A 23077-nucleotide genomic window follows, 5' to 3' on the forward strand; every position below is an offset into this window, starting at 1 on the left:
GGCTGCGATCTTGCCCCCGTGGCCCCTGGGCCGTCAACAGGCCCTCGAGCCGAGCGCACCTTCGAGCTGCCGCCTGCCAGCTTCCGCGCGGCATCCTGTGCGCGCTATGCTGAGGCAGACGATGAAGATCAGGCGCCGTTCCGAGAGCCAGCCCGGGGTCACGGACCGGCCGAAGGCCCCGGAGCCCTCGCCCGTCGAGACCCTGAACACGTCGACGCTGATGAAGTCAGCCGGGACGCGCCCCCCCGGCCCGCCTGGCCTGCCCCTCCCTCTGCCGCCAACCGACCCGTTGGCGGAGCTCGCACCGCTGGTCCTTCTGGGCAGGGTGATCGGCTGGATCTGGACACTGGGATGGGCGACGGTGATCGGCTTGATCCTGCTCCTCGGGCTTCTCGGCATGGTGGTCGCGTCCGATCAAGCGAGCGCGTGGGTCACCGCCGCGCTGGTGGTGGCCGCGGCTCTGGTGCTCGTCGGCGGGAGCGCACTGCACACGATGCCCGCGCTCAGGGTTCCGCTGGCCATCGTCGGGGGCGCGCTCCTGGCGGTACTCGTGGGCGGCCTCGTGCTCGCGGTCTACTGGCGGACCACGGGGCCGGGTTTCCTGGGGGCGGCCCTGAGCGCTCTCGGCATGGTGCTGCTGGGGGCGCTTCGCCTCCTGCTCGCGGAGCGGGTGACGCTCTTTCAGTGGCTCCCCGCGCGACTCGAGCGCGGACTCGCGGGGCTCTCCCGGCCACCCACGCCGTCGCCTCCGCCGGCCCGCGATCCAGCGCGTGGGGGAGTCCTGTCCGGCGCCGGGCTGGTCCTGGGGGCCATCCTCGTGGCGTGGCTCGCGCTATCGGTCGCGCGCGAGGTGGCCTTGCCCTGGACCCGCCGGTCGCTCGAGCCGTCCGCCGGCGAGCTCGGCGCCGAGCTCGAGCGCCGGCGGCAGCTCGCCGGCGCGTCCGACCGTGTCGTCGCCGTCACGCTGTCCGGCGGAGGGTATCGCGCCGCGGCCACACACGCCGGCGTGCTCTGGATGCTCGACGAGGCGGGCATCCCGATTCATGCGCTCTCCACGGTGTCGGGGGGCTCCATCGTTGGCGCGGCCTACGCCACCGGCTGGGCTCCGGAGCGGTTCAAGGCCCACCTGAGCGCGGCCAGACCTGGCCTGGCGGACGACTTGCTCGATCTGTTCGCGATGGCACGACGACTGGCCTTCCCGACGTCGGGAAGCGGCGATACCTACGCCCGGCACTTCGACGACGTCTACTTCCGCGGCCGGACGCTGGCGCAGACGGGGCCGCCCACGCTGATCGTCAACACGACCGCGTACCGGGACGGGGCGCGCGTGGCCTTCTGGACGGAGGGGGTGCACGATATCTGCGACGCGGTGGGCATCCCGAGCAGCCGCACGGCCCCCGCGGGGCCGCTCGCGCTCGGCCGGCTCGTGGCCGCCTCCGGGGCCTTCCCCGTCGCCTTCGAGCCGGTATCCATCGGCGGGGGTCGGTACGTGGACGGAGGACTCGTCGACAACCTCGGCGTGGAAGGGCTGAGGGAGTACCTCGCGCGCGCCACGCCGGCGCGGTATCCCGACCTCCTGATCATGTCGGACCTGGGTGCCGAACCCAAGCCGCCAGCGGCCCGCTACAAGCCCTCGGCGCTGCAGATGACCGCGCACGGGTGGGACCTGTCGTCACGGGCCATCCAGGAATGGATCTTCCGCACCTACACGGGGGGCCAGTTCCGACGCGACGAGCCGCGGCGCCAGGTCCAGCCGTATGTGCTGGAGCGCCGCCGGGCCTGGGTTCAGGCTCCGGCGGGCGAGACCCGCGTCTTCGTTCTGAGCCCGACGTCGTGCGCGGAGCGCTGCTCGCTCTCGGCCCCGGAGGACGTCGCCCTCGTCGACAAGGTCGCGAGTCTCGACACCCTGCGCGAGCTCGACAGCGACGAGGTCGAGGCGGCGTTCTGGGCCGGGGCGCGCCTGACCTGGCACCACTTGCCCGAGATCTGCCGGGCAGCCGGCAAACCCCGATGCCGGGAGTCGCTCGCCGAGCCCCCGCGGCCCGCGGCGGCGGTTTCGCCTCCTTCCGTGCCAGCCGGCGCCAGCCGATGCCGCCCGTGCTCCTGAGCGGGCGGACAGCCCGCACGACGAGCCGGACCCCTCCCCGCTCACGGGCTCGACAGCAGCGCGAAGATGCGGCGGATCAGCTGCTCGTGATCCGTCACGTTGTGCGGAAAGATGCCCATCTCCTCCACGCGGGCGAGGTCCGTCGTCCGGCACCGGGCCCCCGGCGCCCAGGCGGACAGCGCGAAGGCCTGGAAGCAGGAGCGCCCGCTCTCGGGCCGGTCGCTCACCAGGACGAAGTGGAGATCCGGCCACTGCCGCCGCGCCATCTGGAACAGCGACCGCTCCCCGCGCTGCTCCTCCACCGACAGGAACTGGTCGATGGACGGGTGATAGCGCACCTCGATGAGGAAGTCCCGGTCGCCGCTGGCACCGGCCGGCCGGACGTGGAAGTCCGGCGAGAAGTCCTCGCGGCCGACGCGGAGCCCGGCGGTCCCCTCCCGGCGGTACGGCACGACTTCGTAGCGCGCCCGACGGAAGATGGACTCCACCAGGGCCTCGGCCACACGGTTCTTGGCTTCCATGAGGTCCATGGCGGGGGGCGCGATCCCGGTCTCGCTACAGGTTGGTGGGGTGGGCGGGGCGGTCTTCGGTGAGCGCCCGCTCCAGCGCGACGGCCAGGTGCCGATCGTGCTCGTGGGTGGCGGCGAAGATCCGGCACTGCGCGACCTTCCCCGGCAGGTACTTCAGGAGCTCCTTCAGCGGCTCGGCCGAGACGCTCCGGGCCGCCGAGTCGTAGACGTAGATCTGCCGGTCCTGCATCCCGATCGGGTTGAGCGGGCGCGGGTCCTGCTGCGCCATGTCGATCTTGAACGGGAAGGCCCGGAGGGCCGGCGGCAGGTACTCGCGCACCAGGCCCTCCAGCTCCTCGGCCTTCATGAACCCCTGACCGCGGCGCGGCTCGAAGATATCGAGCACGACCTCGTGGGACATGCGCCACTTGAGCCGCCGCTCCAGCACCCGTCGCCACTCGAGCCCCAGCGCCCGTCGCTCGGGGTCCTCGGCGTCGGGCCAGCGCGCCACCTCCTCGAGGAGGGTCCACTCCGTCATGCGCAGGTAGGGGGCGAGATCCTTGTGGATGTCGTGGGGAAACGCCAGCCGCATGGTGTCCCGGAAGATCTCCTTCAGGTGCAGGTCGATGCCGCGGGTCGTGCGGTGGTAGTAGACGTTGCTGTACATGTAGAACCGCGCGTTGAGGAACATGACGAAGGCCTGGATGCCGCCGCGGTCGAGCGTGAGCCCCTTGTCGCTGCAGAACGAGTAGTAGATGATCCGGTCCACGTCGATGGGGCCCACGGCGACCCCGCACATGTACGAGTCGCGGAGGACGTAGTCCATGTTGTCGGCGGTGTAGATCCCGGAGAGCAGCGGCTTGAGGTGGCCAAGCCAGCGGGGGTGCTCGGCCTCGGGCAGGGAGAAGGTCTTGCCCATCAGGTAGCAGATCCAGGCGGGGTCGATGACCTCGCCCGGCTCGAAGCGGCCCGAGGGGCTGCGCGTGAGCGCCCGCAGCAGGTCGCCCAGCTCCTCGCGGATGATGCGCTGCCCGACCTTCTCGTGGGTCAGGCCGAAGTCGGCGAGGAAGTTGTCGTCGAAAAAGTGGCCGAAGGGCCCGTGCCCCACGTCGTGCAGGAGCCCGGCCATGCGCAGGAGCTCCTCCAGCAGGGCCGCCGAGGGGGCGTCGGGGAACTCGGCCTTCAGCGAGGGGTGCAGCTGCTGCGCGAAGCGACCGGCCAGGTGCATGGCGCCCAGGGAATGCTGGAAGCGGCTGTGCTCGGCCGCCGGGTAGACCCAGCGCGCCGACTGCAGCTGCGGCACGCGCCGGAGGCGCTGCATCCACGGCGAGTCGATGAGGTCCTGCTCCGTGCTCTCCCCGGGGATCCCGTCCGGACGCGTGTAGAGGATGTAGCGGTGGATGGGGTCGGCGATGAGCCCGCGCCCCTGGTAGGTATCGATGCCCTGCATGCCCTGAGGCCCGCCTACTTCTCCGTGGTCCGGTAGACGCGGTACCGGTCCGCCGGGCGCACCGTGATCGTCTGGCGCCGCCCGGCGCGCTCGATCACGATGTCGACCGGCTCGCCCACGCGGTGCTCCCACAGCCGCGCGTAGAACTCCTCCTGGCTGGACACGCGCCGGCCCCCCACCGTCACGAGCAGGTCGCCGGGACGGAAGCCCGCCGGCGCGGCGGGGCCGACCGGGGAGACGCCCTGCACCACCACGCCGCCGCCCTCCCGGGTCTCGGTCACCAGCCCGAGCCAGGGCCGCGGCCGGCGGCTCTCCACCCGGCCGCGCGCCAGGAGCTCGTCCTTGCTGGCCAGGAACTTCTCGATCGGGATCGCCAGGTTCACGAGCGCGCCCTCGCCCAGCCGGAGCGAGGTGACCCCCACGATCCGGCCAGAGGACCCGACCAGCGCGGCGCCGCCGAAGGCCGGGTTGGCCGGCGAGACGATGAAGGCGCGGTCGAGCAGGTACTCCCACGGCGCCGAGTAGCGCCGGATCTCGACCACCCGCCCATGGGTGGCCACCAGCTCGTCCCCGCCGGTGATGCCCAGGGTCACCGTGCGGTCCCCGGCGGCCATGGCGGTGGAGTCGCCGAGGGGCGCCGCCGGCCACGGGCCGGGCCAGGCGAGCTTGATCACGCCCAGCCCCGCCTCGAGATCGAGCCCCACGAGGCGCCCCGGGACCCTGCGGCCATCCTGGAGCGCCACGGTGATGTGCTCGGCGTCGAGGAGCAGATAGCTCACCGTGATGGCGAGGCCGGCCGGGTCGAAGATCACCGCGCTGCCGGAGCGGTGGACTCCGAGCGTGGCCGCCGACGGGCGGTCGCCGGGCACCTGCACGCGCAGGCCCACCACGGCGGGTGCCGCGGCGCGGGCGAAGGCGGGCAACCCCGGCACGGCCGAGGGCTCGGGGCGGCGCTCGGAGCCCGTGGGGGCGGCCATGAGCACCGCGGGCAGTCCGAGCAGCGCGAGGAGGAATGCGACGGGGCGTCGCATGCGGCTTATCCCGGCGCGTACTGCCGGTCGTAGTAGGCCTTGAACTCGCCTGACTTGATGGGCCGCCACCACGCGGCGTGGTGGCGGTACCACTCGACGGTAGCGGCCAGCGCGACGGGGAAGGCATGGGCCGGCGTCCAGCCGAGCCCGCGCACCTTCGCGCTGTCGAGGGCATAGCGGCGATCATGCCCGGGACGGTCGGTGACGGGGGTGATGAGCGACTCGGGCTTGCCCAGGAGCCGCAGGATCTGCCGCGTGAGCACGATGTTCTCGACCTCGTTGACGCCGCCGATGTTGTAGATCTCCCCGTCCCTGCCGCGCCGCAGGACGAGGTCGATGGCAGCGCAGTTGTCGAGGACGTAGAGCCAGTCGCGCACGTTCCGGCCGTCGCCGTAGAGCGGCAGCGGCCGGTCCTCGAGCGCGTTCGTGATGAACAGCGGGATGACCTTCTCCGGGTACTGGTAGGGACCGAAGTTGTTGCTGCTGCGCGTGATCACGACGGGCAGCCGGTGGGTCGTCCAGTACGCGCGCGCCAGCAGGTCCGCGGCGGCCTTGGAGGCCGAGTACGGGTTGGAGGGGTTGAGCGGGTCCAGCTCCCGGGCGGCCCCGCGGGAGAGACTGCCGTACACCTCGTCGGTGCTCACCGCCAGGAAGCGCGCAAGGCGCCTCTCCCGGGCACACTCGAGCAGGGTGAAGGTGCCCGTGACGTTGGTGCGCAGGAAGTCGTCCGCGCCGAGGTTGGACTTGTCCACGTGGGTCTCGGCCGCCATGTGGACGACGGCGTCCACGCCCGCCATGAGCTCGGCCACCAGCGTCCGGTCGCAGATGTCCCCCTTGACGAAGCGGTAGCGCGCGTCTTGCTCGACGTCGCGGAGGTTCTCCGGATTCCCGGCATAGGTGAGCTTGTCGAGGTTGACGACGGAGTCCTCGGGATGCGTGGCCAGCACGTGGCGCACGAAGTTGGAGCCGATGAAGCCGGCGCCGCCCGTGACGAGGAGCTTCATCCGCGGCTGGGCTCCCAGATCTCCGCCCCCGCGAAGTCCCAGGGCAGGCGCCCCTCCTCGCACTGGGCGGGATCCGGGGTGAACTGGCAATCCACGAAGTAGACGATGCGCCCCCGCGCCGTCCCCAGGTTCCGCACGCCATGGGCCACGCCCGGCGGGATCCGCACGAGCCGCGCGCTGCCGTCGCCGAGGACGAGGCGCCGGCAGGCCTTCTCGGTGGGTGAGCCCGCCCGGACGTCCAGCAGCACGAGCAGCATCTTGTCGCCGGGCGGGACGAACCAGACATCCGTCTGGCGCCGGTGCAGGTGGAAGGCCTTGATGACGCCCGGGTCCATCTCGCTGTAGTTGACCTGCTGGACGACGAAGCCCGGGAAGGCGCCGTGGGCACCGGCCGAGAGCCGTCCCAGCTCGGTGAAGCTGCCCCCGTCGTCGGTGAAGCGCTTGAGGTCCACGATCTCGACCCCCGGCATCTGCGGCGGCGCCGAGTAGTCCTGGAGGGAGAAGGCGCGGGTGGCGGCGTCGTTCAGGTCCATGGGCCGGCCGGCCTCAGACAAGACCGACCTCGCTGCGATCCCCGAGCATGAAGTTGAAGGAGCGGGGCTTGGCGACGGTACGGTAGATCGAGACGTTGCGCCCGATGAGGCTCGACTCGATGCGCGCGCCCACATCCACCACGCTCGAGCCCTCGAGCAGGATCGAGTGCTCCACCTCGCTGCCCCGGACCGTGACGCCGTCGCCGATGGAGGTGAAGGGTCCGATGTAGGCGTTCTCGATCACCGCGCCCTTCCCGATGATGGCTGGGCCCCGGAGCGTGCTCTTGAGGATGCGGGCTCCCGGCTCCACGACGACCTTGCCCAGGATCTCGGAGTCCGTGACCGTACCGTCGCTGCGCGGCAGCAGGGTGTCGAGGATGATGCGGTTGGCCTCCAGGAGATCTTCAAGCCTGCCGGTGTCCTTCCACCATCCCTCGATCACGTGGGGCCGCACGACCTGGCCCGCGTCGATGAGCCACTGGATCGCGTCCGTGATCTCGAGCTCGCCGCGGGCCGAGGGGCGGATGGCCTTCACGGCGCGGAAGATGGAGGCGTCGAACATGTAGACGCCCACCAATGCCAGGTCCGATGGCGGCGTCCTGGGCTTCTCGACGAGCCGCACGACCTGGCCATCGCGGAGCTCGGCGACGCCGAACTGGCTCGGGTTGGGCACCCGCGCCAGCAGGATCTGACTGTTGGGCTTCTCCTGCCGGAACCGCTCCACCAGTGGGGCGAGCTTCTCCCGGATCAGGTTGTCCCCCAGGTACATGCAGAAGGGGTCGGTGCCGAGAAATGGCTCGGAGACGAGGACGGCATGGGCCAGGCCGAGAGGGGCCTCCTGCTCGATGTAGGTCACCGAGACCCCGAACCGGCCGCCGTCTCCGACGGCCTCCCGGATCTCCCGGCGGGTATCGCCCACCACGATCCCGATCTCCCGGATACCGGAGTCGGCGAGCGCCTCGATCCCATAGAAAAGGATAGCCTTGTTGGCCACGGGAACCAGCTGCTTGGCCGAGGTGAATGTGATTGGCCGGAGCCGGGTGCCGCGCCCACCGGACAGGATTAGGCCTTTCATTTCCGGGCCGATTATAGCAACCTTGGCCACTCAGAGCCAGGGTACGAGACTTCTCAACACACCCGATCGGAAATGCTGGTAATCTAGATCCCATAGGCCGGCTAAGCGCGACTGGCGAGGCGCGACCTACTGGCCGTATCGTGAGATTCCGGCGGGGGCGGGCGGGCGAAGCCCGGGCGCCCGCCCCTGGTGAGAAAATAGGCGACAGCCCGGGTGACGGCGACTGGGATCGCGCGCGGGATAGGCCGCATCGTGAGATTCCGGCGGGCACGGGCGGGCGAAGCCCGGGTGACGGCGACTGGGATCGCGCGCGGGATAGGCCGCATCGTGAGATTCCGGCGGGCACGGGCGGGCGAAGCCCGGGTGCCCGTGCCAGGTGATGGAGGACCAGGCCCATGAAGACACTCAAGCAGATGCTCGCCGAGGCCCGCCAGGTGATCCCCGAACAGGGTCCGGCCGAGCTCAAGAAGCGGCTCGACGCCGGCGAGCCGGTTGTGGTGGTGGACGTGCGGGACCCGGACGAGTACCGTGACGGGCACATCGAGGGATCGGCCAACATCAGCCGCGGGTTCCTCGAGTTTCGCATCGGCACCGTGGCCGCCGAGCCCTCCACACCCATCGTGCTCTACTGCCAGACGGGGCTCCGCTCCGTGCTCGCCGCCAGGCAGCTCAAGGAGCTGGGCTACGAGCGCGTGGTCAACCTGCAGGGCGGCTTCCAGAAGTGGGCCCAGTCCGGTCTTCCCGTGGTCAAGGATCAGCCGCTCACGACCGAGCAGATCCAGCGCTACAGCCGCCACTTCCTCCTGCCGCAGGTAGGCGAGAAGGGGCAGCGCAAGCTCCTCCGCTCCAAGGTGCTCCTGATCGGGGCCGGCGGCCTCGGCTCGCCCACGGCGCTCTACCTCGCCGCCGCCGGCGTGGGCACCCTCGGGCTCATGGACGGCGACGTCGTCGACGTCTCGAACCTGCAGCGCCAGATCCTGCACACCACGCCCAACGTCGGCCGCTCCAAGGTGGAGTCGGGAAGCGAGATGATCCGCGCGCTCAACCCCGACGTGACCGTCATCCCGCTGCCCATGCGCATCGACGTGGACAACGTGATGGACGTCATCAAGGACTATGACCTCGTGGTCGATGGCTCGGACAACTTCGACACCCGCTACCTGGTCAACGACGCCTGCTATCTCGGGGGCAAGACGAATGTCCACGGCTCGATCTTCCAGTTCGAGGGCATGGCCACCGTCTTCGCCCCGGACCAGGGGCCGTGCTACCGCTGCCTCTACCCGACGCCGCCACCTGCGGGGCTCGTGCCCAGCTGAAGCGAGGCCGGGGTCCTGGGCGTGCTCCCAGGCGTGATCGGGCTCGTGCAGGCGACGGAGGCCATCAAGGTCCTGCTCGGGACGGGGGAGCCGCTGATCGGGCGGCTCCTGACCTACGACGCCCTCGGCATGCGCTTCCGGGAAGTGAAGCTGCGGCGCGACCCCAACTGCCCCGTCTGCGGCCAGAACCCGAGCATCAAGGATCTGTCCATCCACCGGGAGGCGGGAGCCGTCGCCTGCGCCATCGAGGACAATGGCCAGCCCACTGCGGCCGGCGCGCCAACGGCCAAGGCCGGGGGCTGAGTTCCCTGGCCGGCGGGGCTGAGTAGACCGCAGCAGGCACGCTCGTCTCGGCGCTGAGCTCTCTCCGCCGCGGCACTGCACCACGGGGGCGCTGGTTGCCCCGCCCGCATTTCCTGTACACTCTGCCTCGATTCCGAGCGGCAAGGTTTCTGCATGACTCACCGCTTGGATGTGCGGACCCGGACGGGGCTGTTGCCGCTATGCCGAGAGGGGCATTCGGCGTTCCGGAAGAGAGAGGACAATGAATTCGAGGACTTCTCTGCGCGGGCCGGCTGTGCGTCCTGGCGAGGCCGTCATCGCCCCCTTTCACGAGCCTCGTGGGATGACGCGGCTGTGAGTGACGCTCCACGTTGCATCTCCTCGCGGCGCAGGGAGATGGCCGCTCGCACGGAATAGCCGCCCGGATCCGATGGACGCCGTCACAGCGTTGGCCGATCGCATCGAGCCGACTCCTGCCGCGCCCGCCCACCCTGGGCTCGGCAAGATCTGCGCACCCCTGAGCCCCTTCATGCCTCGATCGCGGCCGAGCTCCGCCGAAGAGCCCGCCGTCGCGGCTGGCGAGGACCCGGAGCGCTGGTGAGCCCCACGCACGAGGCGCTTTCGATTCATCAGCTGCTCGGCCTCCAGGCGCAACGGAGCCCGGAGGCCGCCGCGATCACTGCACCGGGCCGGCGCCCGCTGACTCACCGCCGCCTCCATCAGCACGTGGGCGAGGTGATCCAGAGGCTCCGCTCGGCGGGGATCGGCCGGCACGACCGTGTCGTGCTCGCCCTCCCGCAAGGGCCGGATCTGGCGGTGGCGTTCCTGGCCGTGGCCGCCGGGGCCGCGTGCGTGCCCCTCGACCCATCCTGGCCGGCACCCGAGTACGCCAGCCGCCTGGCCGATCTCGGCGCCCGGGCGCTCGTGCTCCCGGCCGGCGCCGAGATGCCGTCGCGGGCCGTGGCCCTTGAAAGCGGCATCGCGGTGCTCGATCTCATCCCCGTGCCGGATGCCGAGGCGGGACTGTTCAGGCTGAGCGGCGGCCCGGTCGCGCGGCTCGCGCCACCGGATCCGGGCCGCTCTTCCGACGTGGCGCTGGTCCTGCAGACCTCGGGGACCACCGCGCGCCCGAAGGGGGTGCCGCTGTCGCACGCCAACCTCTGCGCCTCGGCGCGAAGCATCGCCGCCTCCCTCGGCCTGGGCGTCGGGGACCGCTGCCTCGACGTGATGCCGCTCTTCCACATCCACGGCCTCATGGTCCTGCTGGCCTCGCTGGCGGCCGGCGGAAGCGTCGCATGCCCGCCCCGATTCGACGTGACGCGGTTCGCCTCGTGGCTCGAGGAGCTGCGCCCCACGTGGTACTCGGCGGTCCCCACGATGCACCACGCCGTCGTCCGGCTCGCGGGGCTCGCCCCCTCCCCGGCCGCCCGGACATCCCTGCGACTCATCCGCTCGTCCTCGGCGCCCCTGCCTCCCCGGCTCGCCGCCGAGCTCGAGGCACTCTTCGGTGTTCCCGTGATCGAGGCCTACGGCATGACCGAGGCCTCGCACCAGATCGCGAGCAACCCCCTCCCGCCCCGGCCGCGCAAGCCGGGCTCGGTGGGCATCGCTGCGGGCGCTGCGGTGGCGATCGTCGACGCGGCGGGGCGGCCGCTCCCGCCCGGGGTCGCAGGGGAGATCGTCATTCGCGGCCCGGGCGTGACCGCGGGCTACGAGAACGGGCCCGCCGAGGGCGCGTGGACCAGCGAGGGGTGGCTCCGCACCGGGGATCAGGGGCGGCTCGATGCGGACGGCTACCTGTTCCTCACGGGTCGGCTGACGGAGATCATCAACCGAGGCGGGGAGAAGATCTCGCCGCGGGAGGTGGAGGATGTGCTCGGCGCGCATCCGGCGGTGGCCGAAGCGGTCGCCTTCCCCATCCCGCATCCGACGCTGGGCGAGGACGTGGGGGTCGCGGTGGTCCTGCACGCCGGCGCCAGCGCAGCCACACAGGATCTCCGCCGCTTCGCAGCCGAGCGGCTCGCCGACTTCAAGGTGCCGGGCCGGGTGCTGCTCGTCGACCGGATCCCCGCGGGCGCGACGGGCAAGCCCCAGCGGGCGAGGCTCGCCGAGCAGCTGCAGCCGCAGGCCGGCGCGAGGCCTCGGGCCGACGGGGCGCCCGCGGCGTCGAGGACACCCACCGAGAGCGCCCTCGCGGGCATCTGGGCTGCGGTGCTGGGCCTCGAGGCAGTAGGCATCGACGATGACTTCTTCGCGCTGGGTGGCGACTCCATCCATGCCACGCTGATCCTCTCCCGCGTCCGCCGGAAATTCAGCGTGGACCTTCAGCTCAGGGCGCTCTTCGACGCCCCGACCGTGGCCGAGCTCGCCACCCTCATCGTCGAGGGCCATGCCCGGGAGGCCGACCCGGAGGAGCTGGCCCGGCTGCTGCGCGAGCTGGGGGAGCTCTCAGACGAGGACGCCCGCCGATTGCTCGAGGACCGGAGCGCATGAACCGCGCCAGCGGGGACGCGAAGGACCTCCGCGCGAGGATCGCCGCGCTCTCTCCCGAGAAGCGTGCCCTGCTCGAGCGCCGGCTGACGGGGGCGGGCGCTGCGCCGCCGGGCGCCGGTCTCCCGCAGGCGGAGCCCCAGGGTCGGCGCGCGCTCTCCTACGCTCAGCAGCGGCTGTGGTTCCTCGAACAGCTCGAGCCGGGCAGCGCCGTCTACAATGTGCCGCGGGCGCTGCGCCTCGTGGGCGCCCTCGACGTGGACACCCTCCGCCGGGCGCTGGACACCATCGTGGCCCGCCACGAGTCGTTGCGGACGACGTTCCAGGCGGTGGACGGTGAGCCGGTCCAGGTGATCGGGGAAGCCCGCCCGGTGGAGCTGCCCCTGGTGGATCTCTCCGGGTGGCCCGAGCCGCAGCGCGAGGCGGACACCGCGCGGGTGCTCGCCGAGGAGGCGCGGCGGCCCTTCGACCTCACGCGGGCCCTCATGCTGCGGGGCCTCCTGCTCCGGCTGGGCCCGGAGGAGCATGTCTTGCTCCTCGTCGTGCACCACATCGCCTCGGACGGCTGGTCCGTGGGCATCCTCCTCCAGGAGCTCGCCGCCCTCTACCACGCCTTCTCCCACGGCGCCCCCTCGCCCCTGCCCCCCCTGCCCATCCAGTACGCCGACTACGCCGCCTCGCAGCGCCAGTGGCTCCAGGGCGAGCCGCTCGCCCGTCAGATCGACTACTGGACGCGTCAACTCGATGGGGCCCCCACCCACCTGGAGCTCCCCACCGACCATCGGCGCCCGCCCATCCTCTCCTCCCGCGGCGCCCAGCTCACGCGCCTGCTCCCCCGCCCGCTCATCGAGGCCGTCAAGACCCTCGCCCGCCGCGAGCAGGCCACGCTGTTCATGACGCTCCTCGCCGCCTTCCAGACGCTGCTCCATCGCTATACCGGGCAGCCCGACCTCCTCGTCGGCACCGCCATCGCCGGCCGCACGCACGTCGAGACCGAGCCCCTCATCGGTTTCTTCGTCAATACCCTCGTCCTCCGCTCCGATGCCGCCGGCGACCCCCCCTTCCGCGACTTCCTCCACCGGGTCCGCCACACCGCGCTCGACGCCTACGCCCACCAGGACCTCCCCTTCGAGCGCCTCGTCGAGACCCTCCGCCCCGAGCGCTCTCTCGACCGCGCCCCCCTCGTCCAGGTCCTGTTCGTCCTGCAGGACCCCGCTCGCGCCTCCTTCGCGCTCCACGGCCTCACCGTCACGCCCGTCGAGGTCCACTCCGCCACCGCCAAGTTCGACCTGACCGCCTCGCTGGCGGAGACGCCCGACGGCCTCCGCGTCAGCCTCGAGTACAGCACCGACCTCTTCGAGCCCGCCACCATGGAGCGCCTGCTCGGCCACTACGAGCAGCTGCTCGAGGGCATCGTCACCGATCCCGCCCAGCCCCTCTCCCGCCTCCCCCTCCTCACCCCTCCCGAGCGCCACCAGCTCCTCGTCGACTGGAACGCCACCCGCCGCGACTTCCCCACGGGGACCACCCTCCACGCCCTCTTCGAGGCCCAGGCCACCCGCGCCCCCGACGCCATTGCCGTGGTCTTCGAGGGCCAGATCCTCACCTACCGCGAGCTGGACCACCGCGCCAACCAGCTCGCCCACCACCTGCGCTCCCTCGGCGTCGGGCCCGACACCCTCGTCGGCGTCTGGCTGGAGCGCTCCCTCGAGATGGTCGTCGCCGTCCTCGGCATCCTCAAGGCCGGCGGCGCCTACCTGCCCCTCGACCCGACCTATCCGCCCGAGCGCCTCCGCTTCATGCTCGAGGACGCCGCGCCGGCGGTCCTGCTCACCCAGCACGGCCTCGCCGACGGCCTGGCCGGCTCGGGCGCCCGGCTCCTCTGCCTCGACGCCGACCGCGAGGCAGTCGCGGCGCAGAGCAGCGCCCCGCTCGACGCCGGCGCCGGGCCCCACAACCTCGCCTACGTCATCTACACCTCCGGCTCCACGGGCCGCCCCAAGGGAGTCATGATCCCCCACCGCGCGGCCTGCAACTTCCTGCACTGGACGGATGGCGCGCTGGCGCTCACGGCGGAGGACGCGGTCCTGCAGCACACGCCCCTCAACGCCGACATGTCGGTATGGGAGATCTTCGCGACACTGCAATCCGGAGCCCGCCTGGTCGTGGCGCGCCCAGGGGGCCATCGCGACGCCGGGTACCTCGTGCGGCTCATCGCCAGGGAGAAGATCACCGTCCTCCAGCTCGTCCCGTCCTTCCTCCACGCGCTGCTGGAGGAGCCCGGGCTCCGGGAGTGCGGCGGCCTCGCGCGAGTAATCTGCGGCGCCGAGGTCCTGCCCGTGGACCTCCAGGACCGCTTCTTCTCCCGGCTCGATGCCGACCTCTACAACCTCTACGGGCCCACCGAGACCACGCTCTACTCGACCTGGTGGGCCTGCCAGCGGGGCGGCGGACTCCGCACGGTCCCCATCGGTCGGCCGATCGCCAACACGCAGATCTACCTGCTCGACCGCGGCCTCCAGCCCGTGCCCGCCGGCCTCCCCGGCGAGATGTACATCGGTGGCGCCGGCCTGGCCCGCGGGTACCTGAACCGCCCCGAGCTCACGGCGGAACGGTTCATCCCCGATCCCTTCAGCGACGACCCCGAGGCGCGCCTGTACCGGACGGGCGATCTCGCCCGCTACCTCCCCGACGGCGCCGTCGAGTTCCTCGGCAGGACCGACCACCAGGTGAAGATCCGCGGCTTCCGGATCGAGCTCGGCGAGATCGAGGCGGCGCTGACCCAGCACCCATCGGTTCGCGAAGCCGTCGTCCTGGCCCGCGAGGACGCCCCGGGCGACAGGCGGCTGGTCGCCTACGTCGTGGGGGCGGGCACCTCGCCCGTGGCGCCCGCCGCGCTCCGTCGCTTCCTGGAGGGAACGCTGCCCGGCCACATGGTGCCCCCGCATATCGTCACCCTCGATCGCCTGCCCCTGCTGCCCAACGGCAAGGTGGCCCGGCAGGCGCTACCACCGCCGGACGAGGGCGCCCTCGCTGCGGATCGCGGCTTCCTGGCGCCGCGGACCCCCGTCGAGGACAAGGTCGCGGCGATCTGGCGGGAGATCCTCCACCTCGATCGGGTCGGGATCCACGACAACTTCTTCGATTGCGGCGGCCACTCGCTGGGAGCCATCCGGCTCCTCTCGCGGGTGCGCGAGGCCTTCGGGGTCGATCCGGGGCTGCGGGCGATCTTCGAGGCCCCCACCGTGGCCGGACTGGCCGAGGAGATCACCGCCCTCGGCCGCGGCGAGCGGGGCGCGGCGGACCGCCCCGTCGCGCAGCTGGAGGGCATCCCGCGGAGAGCCACCCAGGCCCCGGCGCCGCTCTCCTTCGGCCAGCGCCGGCTCTGGTTCCTGGCCCAGATCGATCCGGAGAGCGCCGCGTACAACATCCCGTGGGCCATGCGGCTGCGCGGCGCCCTCGATGTGAATGCCCTGCGCGAGACGCTGACGGCGATCGTCGCCCGACACGAGGTCCTGCGCACCTCGTTCCACGAGGTCGCCGGCGAGCCGATGCAGGCCATCGCGCGCGCGGGGACCGTGGCGTTGCCCGTGATCGACCTCGGCGCCGAGACGGAGGCCGAGCGCGAGGCCGCGCTCGACCGCGTGCTCGTCACGGAGGCCCGCCGGCCCTTCGCTCTCGATCGCGACCTGATGCTTCGCGCCCTGCTCGTGCGCGTCACGGCGGGGGAGCATGTGCTGCTGCTCACGCTGCACCATGTCGCCGCGGATGGCTGGTCTCTCGGGATCCTCGCTGAGGAGCTTGCGGCGCTCTACGAGGCCTGCGTGGCCGGGCGCCCCGCCGCGCTGCCGGCCCTGCCCATCCAGTACGCCGACTACGCCGCCTGGCAGCGGCGCGAGGGCCCGACGCTCGACGAGCAGCTCGAGTACTGGACGCGGCAACTGGCGGGGGCCCCGCCCGCCCTCGATCTTCCGTCCGACCGGCCCCGGCCACGGGTACAGACGGCGCACGGCGCCCGGCAGTCCCGGCTGCTGCCCCCCCGCCTGACACGGGCGGTCCAGGCTCTGGCCCGGCAGGAAGGGGCCACACTGTTCGCCACCCTCCTCGCCGCCTTCCAGGTGCTGCTCCATCGCCATTCCGGACAGCCCGACCTCGTCGTCGGCACCGCCATCGCCGGCCGCACGCATGTCGAGACCGAGCCGCTCATCGGCTTCTTCGTCAATACCCTCGCCCTGCGCAGCGACCTGTCCGGCGACCCCCCGTTCCGCGACTTCCTCCGCCGCGCCCGCCACACCGCGCTCGGCGCCTACGCCCACCAGGACCTCCCCTTCGAGCGCCTCGTCGAGATCCTCCGCCCCGAGCGCTCTCTCGACCGCGCCCCCCTCGTCCAGGTGATGTTCGTCCTGCAGGAGCCAAGCCGCCCGGAGCCGCCCCTGCCGGGGCTCACCCTGAGCCGGGTGGACGTCGACACCGGCACCACCAAGTTCGACCTCACCGCCTCCCTCACCGAGACTCCCGACGGCCTCCACGTCAGCCTCGAGTACAGCACCGACCTCTTCGAGCCCGCCACCATGGAGCGCCTGCTCGGCCACTACGAGCATCTGCTGGAGGGCATCGTCACCGATCCCGCCCAGCCCCTCTCCCGCCTCCCCCTCCTCACCCCTGCCGAGCGCCACCAGCTCCTCGTCGACTGGAACGCCACCCGCCGCCATGTCCCCTCCGAAACCACGCTCCACGCCCTCTTCGAGGCCCAGGCCGCCCGCACCCCCGACGCCATTGCTGTGACCGGCGAAGGGCAGGCCCTCAGCTACCGCGAGCTCGACCGCCGCGCCAACCGCCTCGCTCACGCCCTCCACGCCCACGGCGTCGGCCCGGATTCGCTGGTCGGCCTGTGCATGGAGCGTTCCCCCGCCCTCGTCGTCGCCCTCCTCGGCATCCTCAAGGCCGGCGGGGCTTACCTGCCCCTCGATCCGACCTATCCGCCCGAGCGCCTCCGCTTCATGCTCGAGGACGCCGCGCCGACCGTGGTCGTCGCCGATGCGCGGAGGGCCGCCTCGCTGCCGGCCACCGAGGTGCCGGTGCTCGATCTCGACGCCCTCGTGGACAGTCTCGCCACGCGCGCGGACGACGGCCCCGCCGGCGCCGTCAACGGCTCGCATCTGGCGTACGTCCTCTACACGTCCGGCTCCACCGGCCGGCCCAAGGGCGTGGCGGTCCCGCACCGGGCGGTGACACGCCTCGTCGTCAACACCGACTACATCGCCCTCGGGCCGGCTGACGCCGTGGCCCAGCTCTCCACCGTCTCCTTCGACGCGGCGACCTTCGAGATCTGGGGGGCCCTGCTCCACGGGGCGCGCCTGGTGATCATCCCGAAGGAGACGGCGCTGGCGCCGCGCGACCTCGCCGCCGCCCTCGATGGGCACCGGATCACGACGCTGTTCCTCACGACCGCTCTCTTCAATCAGATGGCGCGGGAGGCCCCCGCGGCGTTTCGCGGCGTGCGGACCTGTCTCGTCGGGGGCGAGGCCGTCGACCCGCGGTGGATGCGGGAGGTCCTCGAGCACGCCCCGCCGGCCAGGCTGCTGCACGTGTACGGCCCCACCGAGACGACGACGTTCGCCTCGTGGTACGAGGTGGAGTCGGTGGCGCCCGGGGCCGTGACGGTTCCGATCGGCCGGCCCATCGCCAACACCCAGATCTACATCCTCGATGCGCGCCTCTCTCCGGTGCCCATCGGCGTGGGCGGCGAGCTCTGCATCGGCGGCCCCGGCCTGGCCCGGGGCTACCTGAACCGCCCCGAGCTCACCGCGGAGCGGTTCATCCCGGACCCGTTCAGCGACGACCCGGAGGCGCGGCTGTACCGGACCGGTGACCTCGCGCGGTTCCTGGCCAACGGGAACATCGAGTTCCTCGGCCGCATGGATCAGCAGGTCAAGATCCGCGGTCACCGCGTGGAGCCCGGAGAGATCGAGACGGCGCTCGGCCGGCATCCGCTGCTGCGCGAGGTCGTGGTCGTGGCCCCCGATCATCCCTCGCTCGGCCGGCGTCTCGTGGCGTACGTGGTCGCCGACCCGGGGCACGCTCCCGCGGCCGGAGAGCTGCGCGCGTTCCTCAGGCAGATGCTGCCCGACTACATGGTGCCGGCCGCCTTCGTGTTCCTCGATCACCTGCCGCTCACCGCCAACGGCAAGGTGGACCGCGCGGCGCTCCCCGAGCCGGCTCCCCACGCCGGGGAGGAGCGCGAGAGCGCGGCGATCGCACCCCGGAGCCCTCTCGATCTCCTCCTGACCCAGATCTGGGAGGAACTCCTGGAGGTCCGGCCGATCCGGATCACCGACAACTTCTTCGACCTGGGCGGCCACTCGCTGCTCGCGGTACGCATGATGGATGCGGTCGAGCGCGTGTGCGGCCGGAGGCTTCCGCTCGCGACCCTGTTCGAGGGCGCCACGATCGAGCACCTGGCGACGGCGCTGGTCCGGGAGGAGGCCCGGAGCCTCGGCTCACCGGTGACGGCCATCAAGCCGTCGGGATCCCGCCCCCCCTTCGTCTTCCTGCACGGCGACTTCACCGGGGGGGGCTTCTACTGCCTGAACGTGGCCCGCCAGATGGACCCCGAGCAGCCGTTCTGGGCGCTCCACCCGCACGGGCTCGACGGGGGGCCCGTCCCATCCTCCATCGAGGCCATGGCCGCGGATCACGTCACGGCGCTCCGAGCCTGTCGACCTGACGGCCCCTATCTGCTCGGCGGCCATTGCAACGGGGGCCTGGTGGCGCTCGAGATGGCGCGCCAGCTCCGCGCGATGGGCCAGGAGATTCCGCTGCTGGTCCTGCTCGACTCGCAGGCTCCGAACGCGTGGCTGCGGACCCTGCTCCGGACCGGAACCATCGCGGGTCATCTCCGGGGCCTCGACCGGGGGCAGCGGGAGGAGCTGGGAGTCCTCCTGAAGCGGCGCGTGCTGGCCGTGGGGGCGCGGGGACGCTACTACCGCCGCCGCGCGCGCGAGCTGGCGCGCCGGGGAGCCGGCGCAGCGGCGCGCCTGGTGCTCGCCAAGCTCCAGGGACGCGGCGGGCCCGACGCTCCTCCGAGCGTGCCCTGGACACCGCTGGCCGCCGATGGGACGACGGCCATCGATCTCTACCATCGCGCTGTCGAGCGCTACCTGCCCCGGCGGTATCCGGGGCGGATCACGGTACTCCGGGCGGCCGAGACCGACCCGGGCCGGCCTGATCTCGGGTGGGCCTCGCTGGCCGATGAGGTCGAGATCCACGTGGTGCCGGGGGACCATCTCACCTCCATCACCCGACACGCCGGGGCCGTCGGCGCATGCCTGCGGCAGTGCCTGAGCGGGACGGCGTCACGATGACCGCCGCGCCGAGCGCGCCGGCTGTCACGCTGCGGTCCGATTCGTGCTGGCGGGCGCCGGATGAGCGGCTCACCCTGTGCCCCGCTCTGGTTCACGTCTGGCGGGCGGGGCTGGACTGGGAGCCGGCACGCATCCGGGAGGCCGAGACGGCGCTCGCGCCCGATGAGCAGGCGAGGGCACAGCGGTTCTTCTTCGAGCGCGACCGCACCCGGTACGTCGCGGGCCGGGCGACCCTGAGGGCGATTCTCGGTCGCTACCTGGGCGTGCCACCCGAAGGCGTCGGGCTCTGCTATGGCCCTCGCGGCAAGCCCGCCCTGGCCTCGAGCCAGACAGCGGCAGCTCTCCGCTTCAATCTCGCCCATTCCGATGGGCTGGCCCTCTATGCCATCACCCTGGGACGGGAGCTCGGCGTCGACCTCGAGCGGCTCCGGCCCGAGTTCGCCACCGATGCCGTCGCCGAGAACTTCTTCTCGAGCGCGGAGGTGGCCACCCTGCGCGGGCTGAGCACCGGTCGGCAGGTGCGGGCGTTCTTCGACTGTTGGACCCGGAAGGAAGCCTATATCAAGGCGCGGGGGGACGGTCTCTGGCTACCGCTGGACCGCTTCGAGGTGGCGCTGGCGCCGGGTGAGCCGGCCGCGCTGCTGGCCACTCACGACGACCCCGCCGAGGCCAGGCGCTGGTCGCTCCGCCAGCTGCAGCCGGGACCCGGCTACGCGGGCGCCCTGGCGGTGGAAGGCGGCGGCTGGCGCCTCGAATGCTGGCAGTGGCCGGAAGGGCTGGCCTCGGCGTGTCAGCCGTGAACGCGGCGCCAGCCGTGGGGCTGGCCTGCCTCGCGGCCTTGTGCTCGGCGGCCGCGCCGGGCCAGGCCCGCGAGACGGTCGAGCACGTCATCACGTTCGACAGGGTCAAGGTGCGCGCCCTGCCCCGTCTGACCGGCACGGTGGACCGGCCCGCGGCCGAGCCCGGCGCCGAGGACTACCGCGGCGCGGTCACCATCGCGCCGGGCGGAGCGCTGGGCTTCGCGCCCGGCCCCGGACGGGTCAACCCGAGCTTCGTGGAGCGCGGCTTCGTCGTCGAGGCTTTCTGGGCCATCAGGACGGGCACGCCCGAGGGGCGCTTCGTCGCCGCGCACTTTCATCCGAAGGACCTGGCAACCGGCTTCGAGGCGCAGCACTGGGGCTACCGGGACGAACTGCACGGGGTCCACATCCGCGCCCTCGACGGCAGGGCCTTCCGGCTCAAGAGCCTGCGCTACCGCGTGACGCGGAATCGCGAGCTGCGCGACCGCCCGTTCAGCATCGACGGCTTCTCGAACTTCAGCGTGAACGTGCTGATCAGCGCCAGCTTCGATCCGCGGCTCTCGGTCCGCACCCAGTTCACGGCCTTCCCCATCGGCCTCGCCCTCGGCAACGATCCCGACCTGCCGTTCCTCACGCTGCCGATCCTCGGCGTCGAGCGGGTCACCCAGCTGTTCGTCGCCAGCTCTGCCAGCGTCGACCTCGACGACATCGTCCTGGAGGCGGCCCCGGTCTCCGCGGCCGATGCGCCCCCGGAGCCGGCCCAGCCTGATGGTGAGACGCCGCAAGAAGAGGAGCGTTGACCCGTGGATCCGGCTTTCTTTCTGGTGGACGTCAATGCCAGTATGATCCCTGGCTGGCCTCTCCTCTCCGCGGCGCTGATCGCATGTCGCTCCCGTGGGGCAGCATGACTTCCTGCGCCTGAGCACCGAGGAGGCTGCGTATGTCGATCTCAAGGTGCGACTGGCCACAGGCCTGCACGAACGGCGGCGCCGGAGTCTCACGCAGGAAGACCTTGCCAAGCGCCTCCAATCGAGCCAACCGCGCATCGCCAAGATGGAGGCTGGCGATCCCTCGGTGTCGTTGGACCTCCTCATCAGATCGCTGCTGATCGAGAAGGCGGGCCTGCTCATCAACTTGACGCAGGACGGGCAGCTCGAGATGCGCGAACTGGTGAGGGCCTCCCTCCGGCGCATCGAATGGGATCCGAAGGGGCTGCCCCTTCGTCTCTTTCCCTTCACCAGGAGGCGCGAGCCAGAAGAACCTAGGAGCGTGTCGGAGAATTTCTCTCCGCCTGGTGTGAGAATTCTGGTGTAGTGAGCGCATGAATACACGCACGCGTCCGGACACGATGCCGGCCGAGCAGGTGCCGTTGATCAGGGTGGAGCCGATGCCGCCTGGGGCCGCGGGGCCCGGGGCCCGCGCCGCAAGCGGCACGAAGGTGTTCCGCCCCTGGAGTCCCGACCAGGCAGCGTTGCTGCCCGCCTCGAAGCGGGAGTACCTGGGGGACGGGCATCTGGCGGTGTTCCTGCGGGACCTGCTCCCGCACCTCGACCTCCGCCCGATTCTGGCGGCGTATACCGAGGATCGGGGGCAGCCGCCGTACGATCCGCGGATGATGACGGTGCTCCTGCTCTACGCCTACAGCCAGGGGGTCTCCAGCTCGCGGCAGATCGAGCGGCGGTGCGGCGAGGATCTGGCCTTCATGTACCTGGCGGCCGATGCGCGGCCGGACCACGACACCCTCTGCGCGTTTCGCCGGCAGCACCTGGCGGCCTTTGCGGGGCTCTTCGTGGAGACGCTGCGGATCGCCGAGGCGGCCGGGCTGTTGAGGCTGGGGCGCATTGCGATCGACGGGAGCAAGATCCGGGCGAACGCCTCCAAGCACAAGGCGATGAGCTACGGGCGGATGCCGGAGCGCGAGGCGGCCTTGCGGGAGGAGATCCGGCGCTTGTTGGAGGAGGCCGAGGCGCTCGACCAGGCGGAAGACACCCGGTATGGCCGGGGCCGCCGTGGGGACGAGTTGCCGGCCGAGTTGCAGGACCCGGCCGCGCGGCAGGAGCGGTTGCGCGCGGCGAAGGCCCAGGTCGAGGCCGCGCGCAAGCGGGAGCTGGCGGCGACGAAGCACGCGCAGGTGGCGAAGATCGAGGCCGCGACGCAGGCGCTGGAAGCGGCGGCCCGGGACACCGCGCGGGCGGCCGGCCAGGCGGCCCCGGAGGCCGCGCGGCCGGCCCCGAAAGCCCAGCGCAACTTCACCGATCCCGAGTCGCGCATCATGAAGACCTCGGACGGATTCCAGCAGTGCTACAACGCCCAGGTGGCGGTCACGGTGGGCACGCAGTTGATCGTCGCCGCCGACGTGGTTGCGGCGCCGAATGACAAGCAGCAACTGCAGCCGATGGTCGAGCAGGTGATCGCGAATGTCGGCAGGCCAGCCGGGGTGATCGCGGACAGCGGGTACTTCTCCGAGGCGAACGTGCAAGGCTTGGCGGAGCGGGCGGGGGCGCTGATCGAGACCCACATCGCGGTCGAGCGGGCGCGCCACGGGGCGCCGCCGAGTGGCCCGCCGCGCGGGCGGATCCCCACCGGGCTGAGCGTGGCCGACCGGATGCGCCGCCGGCTGCGCACCACACGCGGGCGCGCCATCTATGCGCAGCGGAAGATTACAGTGGAACCCGTCATCGGCCAGGTCAAGGGCCGTGGGTTCCGCCACTTCTCGCTGCGCGGGCTCGTGCCGGTGCGGGGCGAGTTCAACCTGGTGTGTGCGGTCCACAACCTCGTCAAGTTGTGGCGGACCGCCGGCGTGGCTGTGCGGCGCTGGGCCGCCGGACGCGAGGTCGCCTATGCCTGACGCGCGCGCCGCAGTTGGGCGCCATGCCGCCGGCTCACCCCTCGATCCCCCCGCCCGCGGCCCGACGGGGCCACAGCCCGCTTGCGGCTTCATTCGTGTGCAGTTCACCCTCATTTCCCCGACACGCTCCTAGCGTGAGTTTACCCCGCAGCGTCCGCCGGCGCGCTTCAGCGTAACCTACTTCGCCTTTCCCGATCGACGGTTACCGGCCTCGCCTCGTTCGCCGGGATCGTAGCTACTAAACGAGTGTCTCGGCAGACGGCTTTCA

14 protein-coding genes are annotated in these 23077 nt (G+C 71.8%); 8 read left to right on the forward strand and 6 right to left on the reverse strand.

Annotated elements, in window-relative coordinates; translation table 11 throughout:
- The first annotated feature begins 121 nt into the window (after positions 1 to 121).
- Positions 122 to 2107: a patatin-like phospholipase family protein gene (locus tag HYV93_07890; GenBank protein MBI2525891.1), complete on the forward strand. Its 1986-nt coding sequence runs from the start codon at positions 122 to 124 to the stop codon at positions 2105 to 2107.
- 41 nt (positions 2108 to 2148) lie between these two features.
- On the opposite strand, the gene HYV93_07895 is transcribed toward HYV93_07890, so the two are convergent.
- From HYV93_07895 to HYV93_07920, 6 genes are read right to left on the reverse strand one after another with little or no spacing between them, the layout of a single operon-like run.
- The gene (locus HYV93_07895; protein ID MBI2525892.1) at positions 2149 to 2637 is read right to left on the reverse strand and encodes a hypothetical protein; all 489 of its coding nucleotides are present in this window, start codon (positions 2635 to 2637) and stop codon (positions 2149 to 2151) included.
- A 25-nt stretch (positions 2638 to 2662) separates the two neighbouring features.
- The gene (locus HYV93_07900; protein MBI2525893.1) at positions 2663 to 4066 is read right to left on the reverse strand and encodes an HD domain-containing protein; all 1404 of its coding nucleotides are present in this window, start codon (positions 4064 to 4066) and stop codon (positions 2663 to 2665) included.
- A 14-nt stretch (positions 4067 to 4080) separates the two neighbouring features.
- Positions 4081 to 5097: a serine protease gene (locus tag HYV93_07905; protein ID MBI2525894.1), complete on the reverse strand. Its 1017-nt coding sequence runs from the start codon at positions 5095 to 5097 to the stop codon at positions 4081 to 4083.
- Between the two features lie 5 nt (positions 5098 to 5102).
- Positions 5103 to 6101 carry a dTDP-glucose 4,6-dehydratase gene (gene rfbB, locus HYV93_07910; GenBank protein ID MBI2525895.1) on the reverse strand — a complete coding sequence of 333 codons (999 nt, stop codon included), beginning with the start codon at positions 6099 to 6101 and terminating at the stop codon, positions 5103 to 5105.
- The gene (locus HYV93_07915) at positions 6098 to 6634 is read right to left on the reverse strand and encodes a dTDP-4-dehydrorhamnose 3,5-epimerase family protein (protein ID MBI2525896.1); all 537 of its coding nucleotides are present in this window, start codon (positions 6632 to 6634) and stop codon (positions 6098 to 6100) included. Before HYV93_07915 ends, rfbB begins: the two co-directional genes overlap by 4 nt.
- A 13-nt stretch (positions 6635 to 6647) precedes the next feature.
- Positions 6648 to 7709, reverse strand: a complete 1062-nt coding sequence (locus tag HYV93_07920; GenBank protein MBI2525897.1) for a glucose-1-phosphate thymidylyltransferase — start codon at positions 7707 to 7709, stop codon at positions 6648 to 6650.
- Positions 7710 to 8104: 395 nt separating this feature from the next.
- Between HYV93_07920 and moeB the strand changes: the two genes are divergently transcribed.
- From moeB to HYV93_07955, 7 genes are all read left to right on the forward strand, one after another.
- Positions 8105 to 9328, forward strand: a complete 1224-nt coding sequence (moeB, locus tag HYV93_07925; GenBank protein ID MBI2525898.1) for a molybdopterin-synthase adenylyltransferase MoeB — start codon at positions 8105 to 8107, stop codon at positions 9326 to 9328.
- Positions 9329 to 9931: 603 nt separating this feature from the next.
- Positions 9932 to 11800 carry a non-ribosomal peptide synthetase gene (locus HYV93_07930; GenBank protein MBI2525899.1) on the forward strand — a complete coding sequence of 623 codons (1869 nt, stop codon included), beginning with the start codon at positions 9932 to 9934 and terminating at the stop codon, positions 11798 to 11800.
- Entirely contained in the window at positions 11797 to 19161 is a 7365-nt protein-coding gene (locus HYV93_07935; protein MBI2525900.1) for an amino acid adenylation domain-containing protein, read from the forward strand. The genes HYV93_07930 and HYV93_07935 overlap by 4 nt, the downstream gene beginning before the upstream one ends.
- Entirely contained in the window at positions 19158 to 19961 is an 804-nt protein-coding gene (locus HYV93_07940) for a 4'-phosphopantetheinyl transferase superfamily protein (GenBank protein MBI2525901.1), read from the forward strand. The genes HYV93_07935 and HYV93_07940 overlap by 4 nt, the downstream gene beginning before the upstream one ends.
- Complete coding sequence (locus tag HYV93_07945; GenBank protein ID MBI2525902.1) at positions 19949 to 20761, forward strand: hypothetical protein; 813 nt, start codon at positions 19949 to 19951, stop codon at positions 20759 to 20761. Before HYV93_07940 ends, HYV93_07945 begins: the two co-directional genes overlap by 13 nt.
- A 94-nt stretch (positions 20762 to 20855) precedes the next feature.
- The gene (locus tag HYV93_07950; GenBank protein ID MBI2525903.1) at positions 20856 to 21275 is read left to right on the forward strand and encodes a helix-turn-helix transcriptional regulator; all 420 of its coding nucleotides are present in this window, start codon (positions 20856 to 20858) and stop codon (positions 21273 to 21275) included.
- Between the two features lie 73 nt (positions 21276 to 21348).
- Positions 21349 to 22809: an IS1182 family transposase gene (locus tag HYV93_07955; GenBank protein ID MBI2525904.1), complete on the forward strand. Its 1461-nt coding sequence runs from the start codon at positions 21349 to 21351 to the stop codon at positions 22807 to 22809.
- Positions 22810 to 23077 lie beyond the last annotated feature (268 nt).

It is taken from the genome of Candidatus Rokuibacteriota bacterium (assembly GCA_016188005.1).
Taxonomy (GTDB): domain Bacteria; phylum Methylomirabilota; class Methylomirabilia; order Rokubacteriales; family CSP1-6; genus UBA12499.